Genomic DNA, 17821 nt, shown 5'->3' on the forward strand with positions numbered 1-17821 from the left:
CAAACCTAGTTTGCTCTTTTTATTATTTCATTTATGTTGATTGGTATCGGTAAGTCCACTCCTTCTTCAAGAAAACGCTTATGTACTGCTTCTTTTAAAGCACATTTGGTTTTGAACTCTTGGAATGGTTCATTTAACCATACATAGGCTCGCATATGAATATGATCTGGGTACACATCAATAACACGAACATCTACTTGATGTATATCACTCATCACTTGATCTGGTGTACGGTAATCAATAACAGTTGGTAACTTAATAGCTTCTTCTTGTATTATTCTTCTAGCTAAATCAATATCTGCTTTTAATCCTATTTTGAAGTTATTAAAACTCAATACATGAGAGTCTTCTATGGTATGATTTAAAATAGAATCTGTACTTATTACCGAGTTAGGTATTATTAAACGCTTGTTTTCAAAGTTATTTATCACGGTATGTCTCAACGTTATATCTTCAACAATACCCACTCGTGTGTCATCCAACTTAATATAGTCTCCTACTCTAAACGGGCGGAATATAACAATAAAAGCTCCTGCTATTAAGTTAGATAGTGCTGCTTGCGCAGCAAAACCTATAATAGCTGCTAAAATACCAGCCCCAGAAAAAATTAACGTTGCTTTACTTCTAAAAGCAGGCACCGTCATAATTAAATAAACAACACTTAAAAGCCCTATTACAAACGATACTGAGTTTCGCAAAAACTGAATACTTGTTCTTCCAAAACGGTCTTCTTTTTTACTTTTTATCAGTTGCCAAATAATAGCTCTTACCAATCTTGAAATAATCCAAGACACTAAAAATACAACTACAATGTATCCTAAAACACCAAAAAAGGTATCTAAATTAAAACGGTATGGTAAAAGCTTATCCATTAAAATAACGCTGTTTGACTTTCGTCATCTTTATCTTTCTTCTTCTTTTGAAGTGCTCTCTCTAATGCCTTTTTTGCCTTATCTTCTTTAGATTCTACAAACTCTTTATCTTTAGGTTTAGCATCTTCTACTTCCAAAGGTAATGCTTCCTCTTTAATTTCTTCTTCATCGTTTACCTCAATATCCTCTACTTTTTCCTCTTCTGGTTCTTCATAAGGTAACGATTCTAATAAGTTTACGGTTCTTATTTTGTCTGTTGTTAATTGATTTCCTTGGGCTTTAATCCCTTTAACTGCTATAAAATCTTCAAAATTAACTTCAATTTTATCTAAACTTCTTTTTGAGAAAATTACCTCAGCCATAGGACGATAATCAGTAGCTATTATTTCTAACTTTGATTTCTCGTCTTCTGATATAAAAAGCTCTTCCTTATCTGGTGTTTCAACTAAGAATCGTTTTACAAAATAACGTTCTTTTACGCCATCAAAATAAATTGCTGAAATAGGTTTTTGAGGTTTCCACTTTTCTAACACAATCATATCATTTTCAAAGTGCATCGCTAAATCTGGCGATACTGCTTTGATTTTTCCTGATTGGGTTGCTATTAAAATTTTATCTTCTGCTTTAAACTCTCCTAACAGCTCTCCTCTACCATCAACATTTAAACGTTGTACCGTATCGTCAAACCAAATTTTTCTAGGTTTTAAAGTTGAAACTCCCGCTTCTTTAAACTCTACTTTTTTAATTGAGTACTTGGTTACTAAGTTACCTCTAACGCTACGTCCTTTTATTGCTAAATCAGCAAAATCAATATCCCATTTTAGTTTTTTAACACTTCCTACAGCTCTGAGTAAAATAGTTACTACCTCAGCTTCTCCGTTAGAATTGGCTGTGAAATACAATACTTTTGATTTTGGGTCTCCATTAGCTAGGTTATACTCCTTATCTCGAGTTACTGACGTTACATTAAAACGCTTCATGTATGAAGGGCCTTTTGCTCCATCACGATAAATCATATTATAAACTGTACGTTTATCTTTTTTCTTGAATATAGCAACATGAATAATTCCTTTTCCTACAAAGGTTTTAGAATCTACTTTCGTTACTACCATTGAACCATTTTCTCTAAACACTATAACATCGTCAATATCGGCACAATCAGTAACATATTCATCTTTTCGTAAAGATGTTCCTATAAACCCTTCTTCTCTATTTACATAGAGTTTTGAGTTACGCATTACTACTTTGGTAGCAACGATATCATCAAAAATGCGGATTTCTGTTTTACGCTCTTTTCCTTTTCCGTATTTTGCTTTTAGATCTTTAAAATAGTCTATTGCAAAATCAATTAGGTTATCTAAATAATTTTTAACCTCAGCTATTTTTTCCTCTAAACCTTCAATAAATTGTTTTGCTTTATCAATATCGAATTTAGAGATTTTCTTAATTCTTATTTCTGTTAAACGAACAATATCTTCTTCGGTTACTTCTCTTTTAAGGTGTTTTGTATGAGGTTTTAGTCCTTTATCAATTGCTTCAATTACTCCTTCCCAGGTTTCTACTTCTTCAATGTCACGATAAATTCTGTTTTCAATAAAAATACGTTCTAAAGAAGCAAAATGCCATTGTTCTTCTAATTCATGTAATTGAATTTCTAATTCACGTTTTAATAACTCTACCGTAAAATCTGTTGATTTTTTCAACACTTCGTTTACTCCAATAAATACTGGCTTGTTGTCTTCAATGATACAACATAACGGAGAAATTGAATTTTCACAACTGGTAAAAGCATATAATGCATCAATTGTTTTATCTGGTGATACATTAGCTGGTAAGTGCACTAAGATTTCAACATTGGCTGCTGTGTTATCTTCAATACGTTTAATCTTAATTTTCCCCTTTTCATTGGCTTTTAAAATACTATCAATTAACGATGATGTAGTTGTACCAAAAGGAACTTCAGTAATTACTAATGTTTTTTTATCTAAAGCTGATATTTTTGCTCTTACTCTTACTTTTCCTCCTCGTTTCCCTTCATTATAGTTGGTAACATCTGCTATTCCACCTGTTAAAAAATCGGGTACAAGTGTAAAACTTCTTCCTTTTAAGTATTTTACAGAAGCATCTATTAACTCGTTAAAGTTGTGTGGTAATATTTTTGTTGATAATCCTACCGCAATACCTTCTGCACCTTGTGCTAACAGTAAAGGGAATTTTACAGGTAAGTTTACAGGTTCTTTTTTACGTCCATCATACGATGCTTGCCACTCGGTAGTTTTAGCATTGAAAACAACATCTAACGCAAATTTTGATAAACGTGCTTCAATATAACGAGAGGCTGCTGCACGGTCTCCTGTTAAAATGTTACCCCAGTTACCTTGCATGTCGATTAGCAGCTCCTTTTGTCCCATTTGTACCATAGCATCGGCAATCGAAGCATCTCCATGAGGGTGATACTGCATTGTGTGACCAACAATGTTTGCTACTTTGTTATAGCGTCCATCATCTAAATCTTTCATTGAATGCATAATACGACGTTGCACGGGTTTAAACCCATCTTCCATTGATGGTACTGCACGTTCTAAAATTACATACGAAGCATAATCTAAAAACCATTCTTTATACATTCCCGTAACCTTGGTTATGGTTTCTGTATTTTCAAGGGGTTGGTTTAGTTCTTCGTCGTGTTCGTAATTGTTATTTTCTTCACTCATGTATGAATGTTTAAACGTTTATTCGTTTAAGAGTTAGTTTATTTTTATTCTTTACCTGAATCATATATCTTAAAAAAGGTAATTTACCTATCTAAACTACTCTTTCTATCATTATAATCTAATGTAACAGCTTTATTAAAATCTTCTCCACCTCTGCTAATTTCTAACACATATTGTGAATTTATAGCTTGTTCTATTTTGAAAAAATCTCCTTCAGATACTTTTTCCCAATATTCCTTTTCAAACCTTATATCTCCTATCCGCCAATCATTGAATTTAATTAAGTATATAATATCTTCAACACTGCTTATATAACCAGAATCAGTATCATGCCCTCCGCCTCTTACTCTTTCAATTTTTTCTATTACCTTAAATTCTCCAGAATATTTTTTTTTCTCTATTAAATCTTGATAGATTGCCAACCTATTTAAAAATATCCCAAGGATACCTATTCCTCCAAATACTATAATTAACTTTCCAAAAATTCCATTATCATTAAATAAGTACCAAAAAAGTATTAATATAACCATCATAAAAAACAACAACATATAATCATTTTTTATCTGTTTTTTCAAATGAGTTATATCTTTGGAGGATAGTTTAATAATCTTCATTAATTATACTTTGTATCTATTCTGTCATCTATCTTTAAACAAGATTCTTTCATATTAAACTTCTTCTACAATATCTAACTCAACCTTTAAATTGTTAATGATAAACTTTTGTCTGTCTGGAGTATTTTTACCCATATAGAATTCTAACATTTGTTCTATCGACATTTCTTTGTCTAACATTACTGGGTCTAAACGAATATCATCTCCTATAAAATGGACAAATTCGTTAGGAGAAATCTCCCCTAACCCCTTAAATCGAGTAATTTCTGGCTTTCCTCTTAGTTTGTTTATCGCAGCTTGCTTTTCTTCTTCTGAATAACAATAAATGGTTTCTTTTTTATTTCGTACTCTAAATAACGGAGTTTCTAAAATATACAGGTGTCCTTCTTTGATTACTTCTGGGAAGAATTGTAAGAAAAAGGTTATTAATAATAAGCGAATATGCATACCATCTACATCGGCATCGGTAGCAATTACGATATTGTTATAACGTAAGTCTTCCAGTCCGTCTTCAATGTTTAAGGCTGCTTGTAATAGGTTAAATTCCTCATTCTCGTACACTATCTTTTTAGACAACCCATACGAGTTTAGTGGCTTTCCTTTTAAACTGAATACTGCTTGTGTGTTTACATTACGTGATTTTGTTATGGATCCACTTGCCGAATCTCCCTCCGTAATAAACAACGTAGTGTCTAAATATCCATCTTTTTTAGTGTCTCCAAAATGTATACGACAATCGCGTAGTTTTTTGTTGTGTAAACTTGCTTTTTTTGCGCGTTCGCGAGCTAACTTTCGTATTCCTGATAATTCTTTACGCTCTTTTTCTGCCTGTAATATCTTCTTTTGAAGTTTATCGGCTACTTCAGTGTTTTTATGTAAGTAATTATCTAACTGTGTTTTTACAAAGTCGTTGATGTAGGTTCGAACGGTTGGCAGGTCTCCTCCCATTTCTGTAGAACCTAATTTTGTTTTTGTTTGACTTTCAAAAACGGGTTCCATTACCTTGATAGAAATAGCAGCGATAATTGACTTACGTACATCGGAAGCATCAAAATTCTTTCCGAAAAACTCTCTAACTGTTTTTACTACTGCTTCTCTAAAGGCATTTAAGTGCGTTCCTCCTTGTGTAGTGTTTTGTCCGTTTACAAATGAATGGTATTCTTCTGAATACTGTGTTCTACTGTGTGTAATTGCTACTTCAATATCATCTCCTCGTAAATGAATTATTGGATACAACATGTCTTCTTTGTTGTTGTTATCTTCCAATAAGTCTTTTAATCCGTTTTCTGAATAAAATTTTTCTCCGTTAAAAACGATGGTTAACCCTGGATTAAGGTATACATAGTTTTTTAATAGTTTAGAAATGTATTCAGGACGGTACTTGTAATTTTTAAAGATGGTCTCATCTGCTATAAAGGTTACTTTAGTACCTCTACGACGTGATGTTTCATCTAGTATTTCTTGATTGGTTAAATTCCCTTTTTCAAATTCGGCAGAAGCAGATTTACCATCACGGTTAGATTCTACCCTAAAATAGGTTGACAAAGCATTTACTGCTTTGGTACCAACTCCGTTTAAACCAACTGATTTTTTAAAGGCTTTGGAGTCATACTTTCCTCCTGTGTTCATCTTAGAAACTACGTCCACTACTTTTCCTAAAGGAATACCACGTCCGTAATCTCGCACAATTACTTTATTCCCTTGTACAGAAACTTCTATGGTCTTACCTCCTCCCATGACAAATTCGTCAATAGAGTTATCTAAAACCTCTTTAACCAAAATGTAAATTCCGTCGTCTGGTGATGATCCATCTCCAAGTTTACCAATATACATCCCAGGTCGCATACGGATATGTTCTTTCCAATCGAGCGAGCGTATATTGTCTTCGGTATATTGTGTTTCTTGCGTCATAAAAAATCGTGTGAATTGAAGTCTGTGCTAAAATAGTACTTCGCCAGAAAAAATAAAAAACTCTGTTAATATAGTTATCAACAGAGTTCGTTTTATTTCTTTTTTAATGCTTTCTTCTCCCATTTACAGAGCAATCTCCCATATCTCCTCACTTTTTTCTCTGTACTTTCCTTTATTGTTGCTTTGCATTGCGATAATCCTCTACAGTTTTTTTTGAAGTGATATTTTGTGCTTGCTACACTACTACAGATATACACTTTTTTGTCTTCTACTTTTTGAAATGCCACTAACACACCTACTGATAGTAGCATTATTATGACTTTTTTCATTTGTTATTTAGTTTGGTTGTTTTCTATATTGCCAGGGTGTGGTTACATTAGGTAATGACCACATACCTATTTTAAGTTGTTTTGCTTTCCTTTCTAACAGGGCATATTCTTTACTTTTTGAATATTTTTTAAAGTGCATTGCCAATCCTTTTTTCACTAAGTTTTTGTTGATATTTTGATGGTTATCAAAATATATTTCAGCAATTAAACGGTTCCAATGCCACTTCCCCTTGTTGACTACTTTAACTGTTTTTCCAAATATTTTGTTGGATACAAATTGTTTTGCTCTGGTGCTATAAGCTTGTCCTTTTTCTGGACAATCAATATGTTCTAACCTTATGTGTATTGGTTTGTTTTGATATAACACTTTTACAGTATCTCCGTCTACTACCCCAATTACTCTCGCACTAAATTCTTTCGGTACTTTTACCCCTGTTACAGTTATTAATAAAAATAATAGTATTGTTTTTAGGTACATAGTTTAGTTAGTAAGGATAAAATCGTTGATAACATCATTTATATGAATTGGTAAATCGGCTCTTTTTATTTGAAATTTCTTAACATTCATTTCAGTTAACCATTTTTTCCAATATTCTTTTATTACATCTTCTTCATAGGGGTTCTTTTTATTCGGATTTACTCCCAAAACTAATACTTCTACATTTTCTAAATTTTTATGTAAAGGCAAAAAACCATAATCTTTTGATTGAAACTTCTCTTTCCAATTACCTTTGTTTAGCTTAAAATTTCTTATTGTTTTTGGAACTAAATAAGATGTTCTGTTTTGTTCTTTTGTAAGATTGTCTTTATGGTACACATAACCATCTGTTAAAACTACTACCACATTCTTATATCCTTCTTCCACACAATAATCTTGTAGTTTATTTTTAAAAAAACCTCTTATATCTGATCCAACATAACTGTCATCTGTAATTGCGGTTTCATAAATATTATTACATATTTCTGTATACTTCTTTGAGGTTTTTAGAATTTCGTCTTTGGTTGCATTGGTTTTATCAAACTGTGTTTTGAGTGTTGCTATTTTCTGATTTAACTCGCTATCTGAAGGTGCCGGCTCTACAAACAATTGAATTTTGTCATTAATTTTATTTGTTCTCTTCCCTCTAATATGATTTTCAAAAGTCTTCGCAACGGATTCGATGTAACCTAAATCTCTTTGATAAAACTCCATTGAAGGCTCTGGATATTTTTTGGGGTTTATTCTATCTGACAAGTCTAATACTATACTAATATTTAAATTTTCTTTACTCTTTATTTTACTTGTACTTCTTACTTCTTTTGATACTTCTGCTATTGGATCTTTCTCTTTTTTATTTGAACAAGAGTAGGCAAGTATAATGACTAGAGTTACTATTATAAGTTTATATGTTTTCATTTTTCGTTATTTTAGTTGAGATTTATAAATTATTCCTTCCGTGTTTTCATCTGTTAAATCATATTTTGTCAGATGTTCTTTTTCTACCTCATCACATTTAGAAAGCAATTCATCTCTTCTTTTTAAATCTAAAAAATTGTCTGTTATAGCTAAATACCATCCTTTTACATATTCTGCATGGTAGGTTAAGTAACGCTTGTTAGGAAACACAAAGCCATCAATTGTTCTTTGTAAATTAGCTATTCTTGCTTCTATTCCTGAGATTTCTTCTTTTACACCATTTAATTTTTCTATGGCTTCAGCTATTGATTTTTGTAGGTTTACAATGGTTTCTCTTTTACTTCTTATAAAGGCTTTTATTTTATCAATGTTCTCATATTCCTTCATAATAAAATCAAACACCAGTCCCCAAATTATATATACGACAAAGCCTGCAAAGATGATTCCCCAAAACTCCACTTTACTAAAGGCTATTGACAAATCGAACTCTGGTGAATCTGGTGTTTTATTATAATCATAAATCTTCATTTCTATCTGATACGCTAGTATGGCATCGAATATAAAAGTGATAATAAATAATGCTCCTATTTTTACATATGACAACCAATTTTTATGTTTTTGAAACATATGTATTAAATACCCTAAACCCATAAAAGCGAATGGTATGGTAGCTATAAAAACCGCCTCTAACACTCCATGCTCTAAAGCTTTAGAAAATGATTTTCCATCAAAAATTGCTGCTGATAACTCGCTATTTTCAAAGTCTTTAAAAAAAGCTGAAAAAGAAGCTGATATGTAAAAAACCAACAAATAGAACGTAATTGGAATGAGTACTATTAGACCTAGATAAAATTGTGCTTTTGGTTTTTTATCTACTTCTTCTACATACTTCTCTGGATTCTCTCTAACTTCAACTATTTGATGTTCGCACTCTTCAATCTTTTCTTCATCAGTTTTTATACTTTCTTCTAAGATTGCTTTGGCTGTTTGTCTTTTTTTAAGTTCTATGCCTTCTCTTCCTTTCTCTTGAATATGTGGTTGTTTTAGTTTTTTTTGTAGCTCTTCATCTTCTGCACATTTTCTTTTATAGTCCATATAAACATCGTTTAAACAAGCTCTAAAGACTTTATGATTTCCTGAAGCTTGCTTTGATGATCCATAACCACTTTCGAAAAAAGTTAGTTTGACATCTTTTTTTTCTTCCTTTACTACTACTTCTTCTACTGGGTCTTTCTCCCTTGTAGTAAATATTTTTTTTAAGGCTTCCATATTTGTTAGTTGATTAGGTTAGTTGATTAGGTTAGTTGTTTTAACAATGTTGTTTTAGGAGTATGTTTTTTTGCATTCTCTATCAAAAAACTGGTCAATTCTTCTAGGTTCTCTTCCAAAAACCCGAACTTTAAACAATACTTTTTTAGAGTTATCATTTCATCTTCTGTTACTTTTCCATCTGCCCAAATCATTACTGCTAAATCATATAAGTATTCAACTTTAAGCTCTAAACTTTCAGGTACTAAGCTTTCTTGTTGGCTTGTTAGTAAAATATTATCTAACTCTTGTTTAGATATATTTCTCTCTTCTGCAAATTTGTATAGCATTTGTGTTTCTAACACATCAAAATCATTGTCAGCAAAAGCCATTTCATATAGTCTTAAAAAGTGACTTTTAAGTTCGGTAGTTATTTCATTCATTTTTTTAATATTTAACATTATACATGTCTTTATTTTTAGACACTTGTTTTTTTATTGTTCGTTGTTTTTTTATGCTTGAGCTATACCCATAAAATACGAGCAGTAGAAATAAGATTCCACAGAGAACATCTAAAAGAACCCAATATGATTTTACATATAAATAGATGGGAAATATGGGGTTAAATAATAATGCTATTGATATAAATAATAACCTCCAATACTTCTTTATTTTCTGATTAAAAACTATCAATAAGCACCCTGCAAAAACTACTATTCTTAAAACATTGTAATATTCAATTGGTAGTGCTGTTACTGCTAAAAACAATGCTATGGCACAAATAATATTTACTGTTTTTTGTATTCCTACTTTCATTTGATTAAAGTTTAACTACGAGTACATTTACTTTCTTTTTATTAACAGTGCTACAAAAACACTAATTATAGCAAAGACAATTCCTAGGCAGCCTATTCCTTCTTTTTTAGAGTGTCTTTTTCTATACTGCAACCCTTTTACACCAGTTCTTATAGAGTACCCTTTGGAACTTACTGCTCCTATTTTAGTTCGTAAGCTTGGAGAAATGCCCGATTTACTAATATTCAGTCCAAAACCTTTTCCTAGTTTTATTCGTCTGTAAAATTGAAATCCCATTAGTTCTTATCTATTCTTACCCCACAATTAGGGCAGTTACTACAGTTACTCTTTTCTTCTTTTACTTTATCTATTAAAGCTGAACTTATAATTCCTGTAGGCAATGCCACAAAGCCAATTCCTATAACTCCTATTAAAGCGCTAAAGAATTTTCCTAAGGGAGTTACGGGGTACATATCTGCTACTCCTACAGTGGTAAGCGTTCCTAACGACCACCAAAAGGCTTCTATAATACTTGAAAACTTATCGGGTTGTGCTTCGTTTTCTGCATAAAAAATTAAGGTAGATGAGAGCATTACTAATATCAATGCTATAAAGGCTGTTATTAAGAGTTCTGGCTTGGTTTCTTTTAGTATTAAATTAATCGTTTTAAAGGATTTTGAATACCTCCCTAGTTTAAATATTCGTACTAACCTTAACAGCCTTAATACTCTTAATACTCGTAAATCAAACGGAAAAATTAGTGGTAAGTAAAAAGGTAATATTGACAGTAAGTCTAAAATTCCGTAACCAGAAAACACGTAAGAACTCCACCCTTTATTATTTTGCTTTTCTGCAATTACAATTCTTGTTATAAATTCTATTGAAAAAACCAGAATAGAGAATCCTTCTATAAACTGAAAGAACTGTGTATAGTTAACTCTTAAAGTTTTAAAAGACTCTAGTACTAAACAGATTATATTTACAATGATTAAACCATAAATAAACCTTGATAAAAACAGGTTGTAATTGAATACTTTTAATGCTCTCGTACTCATAGCTCATTTAACAATTACATTCTGATCTGTCTACATATGTTTTATTTCCATTGCTATTCTTATAATAGCATCCTCCTTTGGGTCCTGTCCATAATTGCTTTCCATTATGAACCCCACACTTCCATTCTGTTTTTGTTTCTTGCTCTTCTATTCCATCCGTATCAGTAGAACATTCTGTTAATAATACTGAAATAAAAAAGAGACCTACAATTTGTAATCTTTTTATCATTATGTTTTAGTTTGGTTATACCCCAAAGCTAAACCTACTCAAAAACAAAACCTTACGGATTTCCGTAAGGCTTCTAAATACTCTTTTTTGTTTTGTTTATAATTACTCTTCTACAGAGGCTATTGGTGCATTTTTTTTAACTGATTCAATTCCTTTATCTCTTGCTGAAGTGGTCGTGTACATTTCACTTTTACCTATAACTTCTCCATTTTGCGCCTTTAGTGTAAAGTAATATTGCCCATTTGAAGCTACTTTTCTTTTATAATTATCGTCATCAGGTGCATTCGTTTTTACAGAACTTATTCCTTTTTTACATCCTTGTTTACTAGCGTAGCCTTCACTGGTTAAAATTACTTCTCCATTTCCTGCTTTCAGGTTAAACATGAATTCATTATCCGTTCTCTTTTTGATTTCAAATTTTGGGTTTCCCATTTTGTATATTTTTAATTAGTATTACATCAAAACTATACTCTCTAATACAGAAAACTCTACGGAAACCCACATATAAGCTTTCTTTTATTCCACCAAAAGAACACCACTAACATGAACAAACCCTATCACTTTTGTTCTTTGTACTTTTACTTTAATCCATTTTGCTTGAGTGGCTAATATGGTTAGTTTTTCTCCAAAGTCTAATTGTTGAATTACATAATAAGAAGTACTAGGGCCACTTCTTAAATTTAAAAGGTTTTTGTTTACCAATAATGTTTTTAAATAATATGGTTCTTCTTTTAACAATGTACTATTGGTTTTACGTCCGTCAAAAATAGTTTGTTTGGTTTGTGGCTTCTTTGAGTAGCTTTTATAAGAGTTGGTATAACTTTTTGTGCTACTTCTCTTTCCGCAAACACCACAAGAGCCTCCACTGTTACAATATTTACAATACTTACAGTTTTTACATGCTCTACAGTTAACAGAACCTGTACACCTAGCTTCAGGTGAAACATAACAGCCTACTAAAGCTTTGTTATATAAATTTTCTTTAGAATTGTTTTTCTTCGTTACAACTACCGTAGCAACTATTACTATTAATAATGATGTAATTAGTAATACTTTTTCATATTTCTGATTCATAATATTGAAGGGATTAAGTTTATTATATCAAATCTAATTTCTATAAAACAGAAAACCCTACGGAAATCCGTAGGGTTTAATTAATATAATAGTCGTTTTGCTATTTCCTCTTCTTCTAGTACTTCTCCATTCTTTAGCAACATCTGTTTTTTCTCACTAATCGGGTTTAAATACAGTTCATAACCATAAGTACAATTGTTAAATCGATATCTTAATGCTTTTACTCCTGCTAACAGTCCTTTTCTTTTTGTTTCTTCATATACATAATGTGAACAGGATTTTCTAAATATACAGCGTGCTGGCTTATCCTTTGGTTTAAACTTCCAATATGCCTTTATAAAAAGAAGTAACAAATGTTTCATTATTCTTTACTAAAAACAATCATTTTCCTGTATGCTGTATATCCTGGTCTAACACCAAAACCAAAGCATCCTGAATCAGGAAAGAAATAAGTTTCCACACTCTCAAGTCGAACATATCGCCAACCTTGATCGTTGTAATTACTAATAATAGCTTCTAATTGTTGTGCTACTTTTGCTGAGTTTCCTTTATTTCTATCAATAGACGGTGTAAAGGGTATTACTTTATATTCCATAACTCTCTGTTTAAAATTTGATTCTTAGTTTTTACAACCATTTTTATCACAAGTAATTTTATCACTAGTACTTACCCAATGTTCTGGGTGCTCTGTTGTATCAAAACCGCATCCTGTCGTTCCTCCCTTACTTCCTTTATGAACCTCATTTGTTGGTGTGTGTTTTACAGCCATATCTATATTTTTTTGTTAATATCATTACAAACCTACCTTTATAAAAACACAAAACCCTACGGGAATCCGTAGGGTTAATGATTTACTCTAAAGTTGTTCCGTCTTCAAAAATTATTTTCTCAGGTTTCCACTTTACTTTCATGTCCTTTAGCTCTTTGTTTTTAAGAGCTTTATCACTATCACTAAACTGGTTGTAATCTGTTTGTGCTTCATAATTAACGGTAGTATCTGCTGTAAGCACTTTATCATAAACCAAGTTTATCGTTTTTATTTCTTCATCAAATAAATTTGAAAAAATAAGACTCCCCTTTACTGCTCTTATATTTTTGCTCGATTTATTTTGAATTACAAACTTATACGTAATATAATCTTCATATTTGTACTTATAAAATCCCTTTTCAAAACAAGAAATCACTACACTTTCTGATATTCTATTAATCCTTTCTAACTCTTCTTTTTTTGCTTTCTCTGCTAAGAGTTTCTGCTCTTTCTCTAGTTCTTCTTCTTTTTCTTTCCACCTTTTCCCTTTTTCTAAAATTTCCCTGTAGGTTAAGCCTTCTACTCTTTCTCCTTCTAGTTTTAATCTTAACATTGATCCTACCAACATTCCAAATTCAGTTGAATCAATTTCTGATTGAACCGCCTTGATGTCTTCTGCTGCTCTTTCTTCATTAAACTTTTTATCAAGAGGGGAAGAACACGAAACAATAGCTAATAGTATTACCGATACAATAAACACTTTTCTCATTTTTTATTTTTTTATTAATATTACTGCAAACTTATCCTCCTTAAAGCACAAAACTTTGAGGGTTTCCGTAGGCTTTGCTATTATGTTAGGGGCTATACAAAATGGCTTCTATAATTAAAGCTTTGTTAGAGGTTATATTGGTTTTCTTAACTTTTTAAAAGAGTAATAAGAAGATTATTGGTCAAGCTCCTGCCCTTACTGCTGGTAACTATCGTGTTAGAATTAAAACGCAAGCTACTTCTAGTACTCATCAATTTTTAAAGGATATTATGATAGCTGAGTCTACATATACTCTTACTGTATCGTAACACTATACAGTAGTGTCGAGTAATACCATACAGTAGTGTCGGGTGACTTCATACAGTAGTGTATGAAGGTTAATACAAAATTTAATAACGTAAAAAGTACGAGCATATAGCTCGTACTTTCTTATATTATATACTCTTTTTGATATGTTTTTTAATGGGTATTAGGTGTTCACTACTATAACTAACAAAATTCTCAATGTTTTATAGGGTGCTTTATCGTTCTTCGTTATGACATCATTGCGAGCCTTTCGACTGTCGCTCAAGACAGGCTAAAGCGAAGCAATCTTTATGTTTGGAGTTATATATTGTACTTAGAGCTGTTCGAATAGTTCTCGATACAATTTTTACTTCGTTATCACTCAATAAAAATCACTCGAACTGACAGTGATTACAATAAAAGAATTAGAGTAACTCCTTTGAGATTCCTCCTCGTACCTCGTTCGGAATGACGGTTTACTGTTTGTTAACGTCATTTCGACCAGAGGAAGAAACCCTAAGGTTCAGCGTAGCTAAATCTTAAGAATATTTGTTACTCTTTATATTGAGATTCCTCTCTATCGCTCGGAATGACATTTATTTTAGATGAGTCCGAAATCTTTGGTGATGGCAATCAGTTGTGTAGGGTTATTGGCGTTAAAGTTTTCTTTTAATAGCTTTAAGCGTTTTTCTACAGAGCTAACACTGCTGGGCTTTATGTCTTTGTTTTTTAATGCTTCGCTAATTTCTTTTTGATCTAAGCCCTCTGCTAAATGTTTTAATAAAAACACGTCGTAGTCTGTAACTTCAAAAGCTTCTTTATCTCGTAAGGCATGTACTAATTGTGGTGTGATAAAAAACTCACCGTTAAACACACTTTGTACTGCTTTTTTTAGCTCTCTTTGTCCGTGGTTAGATTTCCATACATACGCATTTACCTCTAACTCATTACATAGTTGCTGAATTCTGTATGGTTTGTCTTCTACAGAAAATACGACTGTTTTTAAAGTTGGCTGTAGTTTTTTTGCCTCGGCTATAAGTGCTTCACCTGATTCTAATCGTTGCTCATGTATGTTATCTTTAAATGATAAATCGCTTACTAATAAATCAAATGGTTCTTTCTCTAACCATGCTTTTTTTAGTTTTAAAAAAGCCTCATCGCAATATTGTGCATATTCAACATTAGGAATTTGCATGTTTTCTAAGGCTACTTTTATTCCGCTTGACATAAAATCAGCATCTTCTGCTATCAATACTTTTTTGAACATAACTACTTTTTAAAGTGAAACTTTGCTTGAAATCCTTTTTCTTGCTTTGATTCAAAAGTAATAAACCCTCCTACTGATTTAATACGGATTTCCATATTTTGCAAACCATTTTTTACAGAGAGGTTTTCTACACCTATTCCATTGTCTTGATACGCTATTGATAATTTATTTTTTTCTACTGAAAAAGTGATAAGCACCAAAGTTGCTTCGCTGTATTTTTTCATGTTTACCAAGAGCTCTTGTAAGGCTCTATACACTACTATTTGTTTTTCTTTAGCTAACTGGTTTATGTTTGCTTCTTGTAATCCTTTATGGATTACTTTACAACGATCGTTCGTAAAATCTAAAAACAGTTGCTTTAAGAAATTCTCAAAGTGTTCTCCTGTGAGTACAGGACTGTTTTCGTGAGAAATATCTCTGGTTTGTGCGTATATTTTCTCTACTCTAGTGAGCAACCTTTCATCTGTTATTGAAGTATTTTGTAGTGTATTCATTACCGCGTATACATCGTTTGCCAATTCATCGTGTATTTTTTTAGCTAAGCGGGTTTCTGTGTTGTAGACTTCTATGGCTTTTTCTTTTTTATTTTTTTCTCTTTTGTAAAAGAAATAGACTATTGAGGATAGAATGGTAAGAATAACTGTAAAAATCCAGAGTTGTTTTTGTGATTTTTGTTGTTCTGCTAAGAATTGGTTTTCAATTGCTTTCTTCTCATTTTCTTCACTTTCATATTTTATCAAAGCGTATTTTTCTTGTGCTTTATCTTTTGCTAATTCAATACTATCTTTTATAATACTTCTTCTATTGGCTATAAGTATTGCTTTTTCAGGTTTCTCTATTTCTTTTACTTTATCTAAGGCATCTATAATATCATAAACACTCTTTTCATTTTCTGCAACACTCTTCATTTTATAAGCATATTCTAGTGATTTATTAACATTTACGTCTTTATAATAATCTGCTAAATGTGAATACGAAGCTATTAAACCATTTCTATCTTTTTCTGCTACTCTTATACTCTCTGCTAAATGTAAGTCAGCTACTACATTTCTATTTGAACCTTGAAGCCATTTTGTATACGCTAGGTTATCTATGACGCGTGCTTTAAGTTTTTCTGTTTTATTAAGATTAGAATCTCTTAAAATATTTTCTAAAATCTCTATTGACTTTGAATATTCTTCCAAATCTCTATATATATTAGCCTTATTATTTTTACATATATTCCTATTGATTTCTTTGGTTGAATAATCTATTGCTTTGTTATAATATTCAATAGATTTAAGTATTTTTTTTTGATTTCGTGCATTTATAGCTAAACAATTATAAACTGAAACTATGTATCTTTTTTTTGATTTACTCAAATATTTCAATGCTTTAACCGCTGTTGCATTACTTTTCTGATAGTCTCCAAAATTGGACTCTATAATTCCTATATTTAAAAGCCTTCTTCCTATTTTAACACTATCCTTAAGGTTTTTATAAACATCTAAAGATTTTTTATAATATACATACGCCGAGTCTTCAATGTTCATTCTTTGATAATACAATCCCATTTTATAATAAGCCTCTCCTATATTTTTTTTATTGTTATATTTTTGAGCAGTATTCAATAATTTTCTTGAAGCTCTAATCGCTTCTTTATATTTTTTTTCTTTTCTATAAAGAATTACATTGTAGTTTAGCATTTTTAATTCCAAGGAATCATTCCTCTTTAACTTTAATGCTTCAAATGCTTTTTCTAAAAATACTCTTTTTTGTAAAGTTGTTAACGAGTCTTTTTTAGATAAACTATACAGCTTTATAACTTCATTATTCTGAACACCTATACTTTTTTTGCAAGAAAAAGCTAACACAAAAAAAAAGAAGGATAAAATCTTAATCATTTTCATCCTCCTAAAATATTACTTTTTTTCTATTTACCTGTTAAACTTTCATTTGGATCTTCAGGTTCATCTGGATCTTGGTCTTCCTCTCCTCCTGTACTTTGAAGCTCTTGCTCTATTTTTCTTTGTACATTATTTTCGGATAAGTCTGTACAAGATGTGAATACTCCACTTATTAATAAAAGTGTCACTGATAAAATTACTTTTCTCATATAAATAAATTTTATACTAAAATAAAAAAGAAGGCTTTAAAAGCCTTCTTTTATCACTACCTATCCTTCATCCTCATCTTCATCAGGTATTTGACCATCTTCCCCACCTGTATCACTTGTTGTTGTTTCCGTAGAGTTTGTTTCAGGTGCTACAGTTGTTGAATTTGTATTTATAGTGTATAATCCATTTGTTACTAAAAATGTAATAATTAATAAAACCTTGTTCATTTTGTTACTTTTAAAAATTGATAATATTTATCCTGTCCAAGCACTTTGCTTAGCTACAGTTACACCATGTTGGGTGTAGAATTTTTAAAAGAGTCGCGCGCCTCTTTCGCGGGAAGTAGAGATGGACATCGGTATTATTAAGTAGCTTCCCCCCTAAGAAATTCTACCGATATTTCATCTTTTAATTAGAAC

23 protein-coding genes are annotated in these 17821 nt (G+C 31.3%); all 23 read right to left on the minus strand.

The window, feature by feature from the left end; translation table 11 throughout:
* Positions 1-5: 5 nt before the first annotated feature.
* The 23 genes from C8N27_RS10775 to C8N27_RS15940 all read right to left on the minus strand — a co-directional run bounded on the left by C8N27_RS10775 (position 6) and on the right by C8N27_RS15940 (position 17629).
* Positions 6-872: a mechanosensitive ion channel family protein gene (locus C8N27_RS10775; RefSeq protein WP_099216616.1), complete on the minus strand. Its 867-nt coding sequence runs from the start codon at positions 870-872 to the stop codon at positions 6-8.
* A complete protein-coding gene (locus tag C8N27_RS10780) occupies positions 872-3586 on the minus strand; it encodes a DNA gyrase/topoisomerase IV subunit A (RefSeq protein ID WP_121147375.1) in 2715 nt (904 codons plus the stop codon). The genes C8N27_RS10775 and C8N27_RS10780 overlap by 1 nt, the downstream gene beginning before the upstream one ends.
* Before the next feature lie 83 nt (positions 3587-3669).
* Positions 3670-4200 (minus strand): hypothetical protein, encoded by a 531-nt coding sequence (locus tag C8N27_RS10785; protein ID WP_147431723.1) that lies wholly within the window; start codon positions 4198-4200, stop codon positions 3670-3672.
* A gap of 54 nt (positions 4201-4254) precedes the next feature.
* Positions 4255-6111, minus strand: coding sequence for a DNA topoisomerase IV subunit B (locus tag C8N27_RS10790; protein ID WP_121147377.1), 1857 nt, complete (start codon positions 6109-6111; stop codon positions 4255-4257).
* Between the two features lie 92 nt (positions 6112-6203).
* Positions 6204-6440 (minus strand): hypothetical protein, encoded by a 237-nt coding sequence (locus C8N27_RS10795; RefSeq protein WP_121147378.1) that lies wholly within the window; start codon positions 6438-6440, stop codon positions 6204-6206.
* Positions 6441-6447: 7 nt separating this feature from the next.
* Positions 6448-6918 carry a thermonuclease family protein gene (locus C8N27_RS10800; RefSeq protein WP_121147379.1) on the minus strand — a complete coding sequence of 157 codons (471 nt, stop codon included), beginning with the start codon at positions 6916-6918 and terminating at the stop codon, positions 6448-6450.
* A 3-nt stretch (positions 6919-6921) separates the two neighbouring features.
* Entirely contained in the window at positions 6922-7836 is a 915-nt protein-coding gene (locus C8N27_RS10805) for a hypothetical protein (RefSeq protein ID WP_121147380.1), read from the minus strand.
* Between the two features lie 6 nt (positions 7837-7842).
* Complete coding sequence (locus C8N27_RS10810) at positions 7843-9105, minus strand: ABC transporter permease (protein WP_121147381.1); 1263 nt, start codon at positions 9103-9105, stop codon at positions 7843-7845.
* Positions 9106-9131: 26 nt separating this feature from the next.
* Entirely contained in the window at positions 9132-9527 is a 396-nt protein-coding gene (locus C8N27_RS10815; protein ID WP_121147571.1) for a hypothetical protein, read from the minus strand.
* A gap of 4 nt (positions 9528-9531) precedes the next feature.
* A complete protein-coding gene (locus C8N27_RS10820; protein WP_121147382.1) occupies positions 9532-9900 on the minus strand; it encodes a DUF6804 family protein in 369 nt (122 codons plus the stop codon).
* A 27-nt stretch (positions 9901-9927) separates the two neighbouring features.
* Positions 9928-10176 carry a DUF4236 domain-containing protein gene (locus C8N27_RS10825; protein ID WP_121147383.1) on the minus strand — a complete coding sequence of 83 codons (249 nt, stop codon included), beginning with the start codon at positions 10174-10176 and terminating at the stop codon, positions 9928-9930.
* Positions 10176-10934: an ion transporter gene (locus tag C8N27_RS10830; RefSeq protein ID WP_121147384.1), complete on the minus strand. Its 759-nt coding sequence runs from the start codon at positions 10932-10934 to the stop codon at positions 10176-10178. Before C8N27_RS10830 ends, C8N27_RS10825 begins: the two co-directional genes overlap by 1 nt.
* A 7-nt stretch (positions 10935-10941) precedes the next feature.
* Positions 10942-11163: a hypothetical protein gene (locus tag C8N27_RS10835; protein ID WP_099216606.1), complete on the minus strand. Its 222-nt coding sequence runs from the start codon at positions 11161-11163 to the stop codon at positions 10942-10944.
* A 102-nt stretch (positions 11164-11265) separates the two neighbouring features.
* A complete protein-coding gene (locus C8N27_RS10840; RefSeq protein WP_121147385.1) occupies positions 11266-11595 on the minus strand; it encodes a YegP family protein in 330 nt (109 codons plus the stop codon).
* 84 nt (positions 11596-11679) lie between these two features.
* Positions 11680-12237, minus strand: coding sequence for an SH3 domain-containing protein (locus C8N27_RS10845; protein ID WP_099216604.1), 558 nt, complete (start codon positions 12235-12237; stop codon positions 11680-11682).
* Positions 12238-12317: 80 nt separating this feature from the next.
* The gene (yidD, locus tag C8N27_RS10850; RefSeq protein ID WP_121147386.1) at positions 12318-12599 is read right to left on the minus strand and encodes a membrane protein insertion efficiency factor YidD; all 282 of its coding nucleotides are present in this window, start codon (positions 12597-12599) and stop codon (positions 12318-12320) included.
* Positions 12599-12832, minus strand: a complete 234-nt coding sequence (locus C8N27_RS10855; protein ID WP_121147387.1) for a hypothetical protein — start codon at positions 12830-12832, stop codon at positions 12599-12601. The genes yidD and C8N27_RS10855 overlap by 1 nt, the downstream gene beginning before the upstream one ends.
* A gap of 24 nt (positions 12833-12856) precedes the next feature.
* On the minus strand, positions 12857-13006 hold the full coding sequence (locus tag C8N27_RS15935) for a hypothetical protein (RefSeq protein WP_099216601.1): 150 nt from the start codon (positions 13004-13006) through the stop codon (positions 12857-12859).
* An 82-nt stretch (positions 13007-13088) separates the two neighbouring features.
* The gene (locus tag C8N27_RS10860) at positions 13089-13754 is read right to left on the minus strand and encodes a hypothetical protein (protein ID WP_121147388.1); all 666 of its coding nucleotides are present in this window, start codon (positions 13752-13754) and stop codon (positions 13089-13091) included.
* An 886-nt stretch (positions 13755-14640) separates the two neighbouring features.
* Positions 14641-15306 carry a response regulator transcription factor gene (locus tag C8N27_RS10865; RefSeq protein ID WP_121147389.1) on the minus strand — a complete coding sequence of 222 codons (666 nt, stop codon included), beginning with the start codon at positions 15304-15306 and terminating at the stop codon, positions 14641-14643.
* A 2-nt stretch (positions 15307-15308) separates the two neighbouring features.
* Positions 15309-17189 (minus strand): hypothetical protein, encoded by a 1881-nt coding sequence (locus tag C8N27_RS10870; protein WP_147431724.1) that lies wholly within the window; start codon positions 17187-17189, stop codon positions 15309-15311.
* 29 nt (positions 17190-17218) lie between these two features.
* On the minus strand, positions 17219-17401 hold the full coding sequence (locus C8N27_RS10875; RefSeq protein ID WP_121147391.1) for a hypothetical protein: 183 nt from the start codon (positions 17399-17401) through the stop codon (positions 17219-17221).
* A 60-nt stretch (positions 17402-17461) separates the two neighbouring features.
* The gene (locus C8N27_RS15940; RefSeq protein WP_167444748.1) at positions 17462-17629 is read right to left on the minus strand and encodes a hypothetical protein; all 168 of its coding nucleotides are present in this window, start codon (positions 17627-17629) and stop codon (positions 17462-17464) included.
* Positions 17630-17821: the final 192 nt, after the last annotated feature.

It is taken from the genome of Tenacibaculum discolor (assembly GCF_003664185.1).
Taxonomy (GTDB): domain Bacteria; phylum Bacteroidota; class Bacteroidia; order Flavobacteriales; family Flavobacteriaceae; genus Polaribacter; species Polaribacter discolor.

What these genes read in the sequence shown, in the direction of transcription:
- C8N27_RS10855 (WP_121147387.1), bottom strand. Translation starts at nt 12,832, where the DNA reads ATGGAATATAAAGTAATACCCTTTACACCGTCTATTGATAGAAATAAA.
- C8N27_RS10795 (WP_121147378.1), bottom strand. Translation starts at nt 6,440, where the DNA reads ATGAAAAAAGTCATAATAATGCTACTATCAGTAGGTGTGTTAGTGGCA.
- C8N27_RS10815 (WP_121147571.1), bottom strand. Translation starts at nt 9,527, where the DNA reads ATGAATGAAATAACTACCGAACTTAAAAGTCACTTTTTAAGACTATAT.
- C8N27_RS15935 (WP_099216601.1), bottom strand. Translation starts at nt 13,006, where the DNA reads ATGGCTGTAAAACACACACCAACAAATGAGGTTCATAAAGGAAGTAAG.
- C8N27_RS10870 (WP_147431724.1), bottom strand. Translation starts at nt 17,189, where the DNA reads ATGATTAAGATTTTATCCTTCTTTTTTTTTGTGTTAGCTTTTTCTTGC.
- C8N27_RS15940 (WP_167444748.1), bottom strand. Translation starts at nt 17,629, where the DNA reads ATGAACAAGGTTTTATTAATTATTACATTTTTAGTAACAAATGGATTA.
- yidD (WP_121147386.1), bottom strand. Translation starts at nt 12,599, where the DNA reads ATGAAACATTTGTTACTTCTTTTTATAAAGGCATATTGGAAGTTTAAA.
- C8N27_RS10840 (WP_121147385.1), bottom strand. Translation starts at nt 11,595, where the DNA reads ATGGGAAACCCAAAATTTGAAATCAAAAAGAGAACGGATAATGAATTC.
- C8N27_RS10790 (WP_121147377.1), bottom strand. Translation starts at nt 6,111, where the DNA reads ATGACGCAAGAAACACAATATACCGAAGACAATATACGCTCGCTCGAT.
- C8N27_RS10775 (WP_099216616.1), bottom strand. Translation starts at nt 872, where the DNA reads ATGGATAAGCTTTTACCATACCGTTTTAATTTAGATACCTTTTTTGGT.
- C8N27_RS10800 (WP_121147379.1), bottom strand. Translation starts at nt 6,918, where the DNA reads ATGTACCTAAAAACAATACTATTATTTTTATTAATAACTGTAACAGGG.
- C8N27_RS10810 (WP_121147381.1), bottom strand. Translation starts at nt 9,105, where the DNA reads ATGGAAGCCTTAAAAAAAATATTTACTACAAGGGAGAAAGACCCAGTA.
- C8N27_RS10875 (WP_121147391.1), bottom strand. Translation starts at nt 17,401, where the DNA reads ATGAGAAAAGTAATTTTATCAGTGACACTTTTATTAATAAGTGGAGTA.
- C8N27_RS10865 (WP_121147389.1), bottom strand. Translation starts at nt 15,306, where the DNA reads ATGTTCAAAAAAGTATTGATAGCAGAAGATGCTGATTTTATGTCAAGC.
- C8N27_RS10845 (WP_099216604.1), bottom strand. Translation starts at nt 12,237, where the DNA reads ATGAATCAGAAATATGAAAAAGTATTACTAATTACATCATTATTAATA.
- C8N27_RS10780 (WP_121147375.1), bottom strand. Translation starts at nt 3,586, where the DNA reads ATGAGTGAAGAAAATAACAATTACGAACACGACGAAGAACTAAACCAA.
- C8N27_RS10805 (WP_121147380.1), bottom strand. Translation starts at nt 7,836, where the DNA reads ATGAAAACATATAAACTTATAATAGTAACTCTAGTCATTATACTTGCC.
- C8N27_RS10835 (WP_099216606.1), bottom strand. Translation starts at nt 11,163, where the DNA reads ATGATAAAAAGATTACAAATTGTAGGTCTCTTTTTTATTTCAGTATTA.
- C8N27_RS10830 (WP_121147384.1), bottom strand. Translation starts at nt 10,934, where the DNA reads ATGAGTACGAGAGCATTAAAAGTATTCAATTACAACCTGTTTTTATCA.
- C8N27_RS10860 (WP_121147388.1), bottom strand. Translation starts at nt 13,754, where the DNA reads ATGAGAAAAGTGTTTATTGTATCGGTAATACTATTAGCTATTGTTTCG.
- C8N27_RS10820 (WP_121147382.1), bottom strand. Translation starts at nt 9,900, where the DNA reads ATGAAAGTAGGAATACAAAAAACAGTAAATATTATTTGTGCCATAGCA.
- C8N27_RS10825 (WP_121147383.1), bottom strand. Translation starts at nt 10,176, where the DNA reads ATGGGATTTCAATTTTACAGACGAATAAAACTAGGAAAAGGTTTTGGA.
- C8N27_RS10785 (WP_147431723.1), bottom strand. Translation starts at nt 4,200, where the DNA reads ATGAAGATTATTAAACTATCCTCCAAAGATATAACTCATTTGAAAAAA.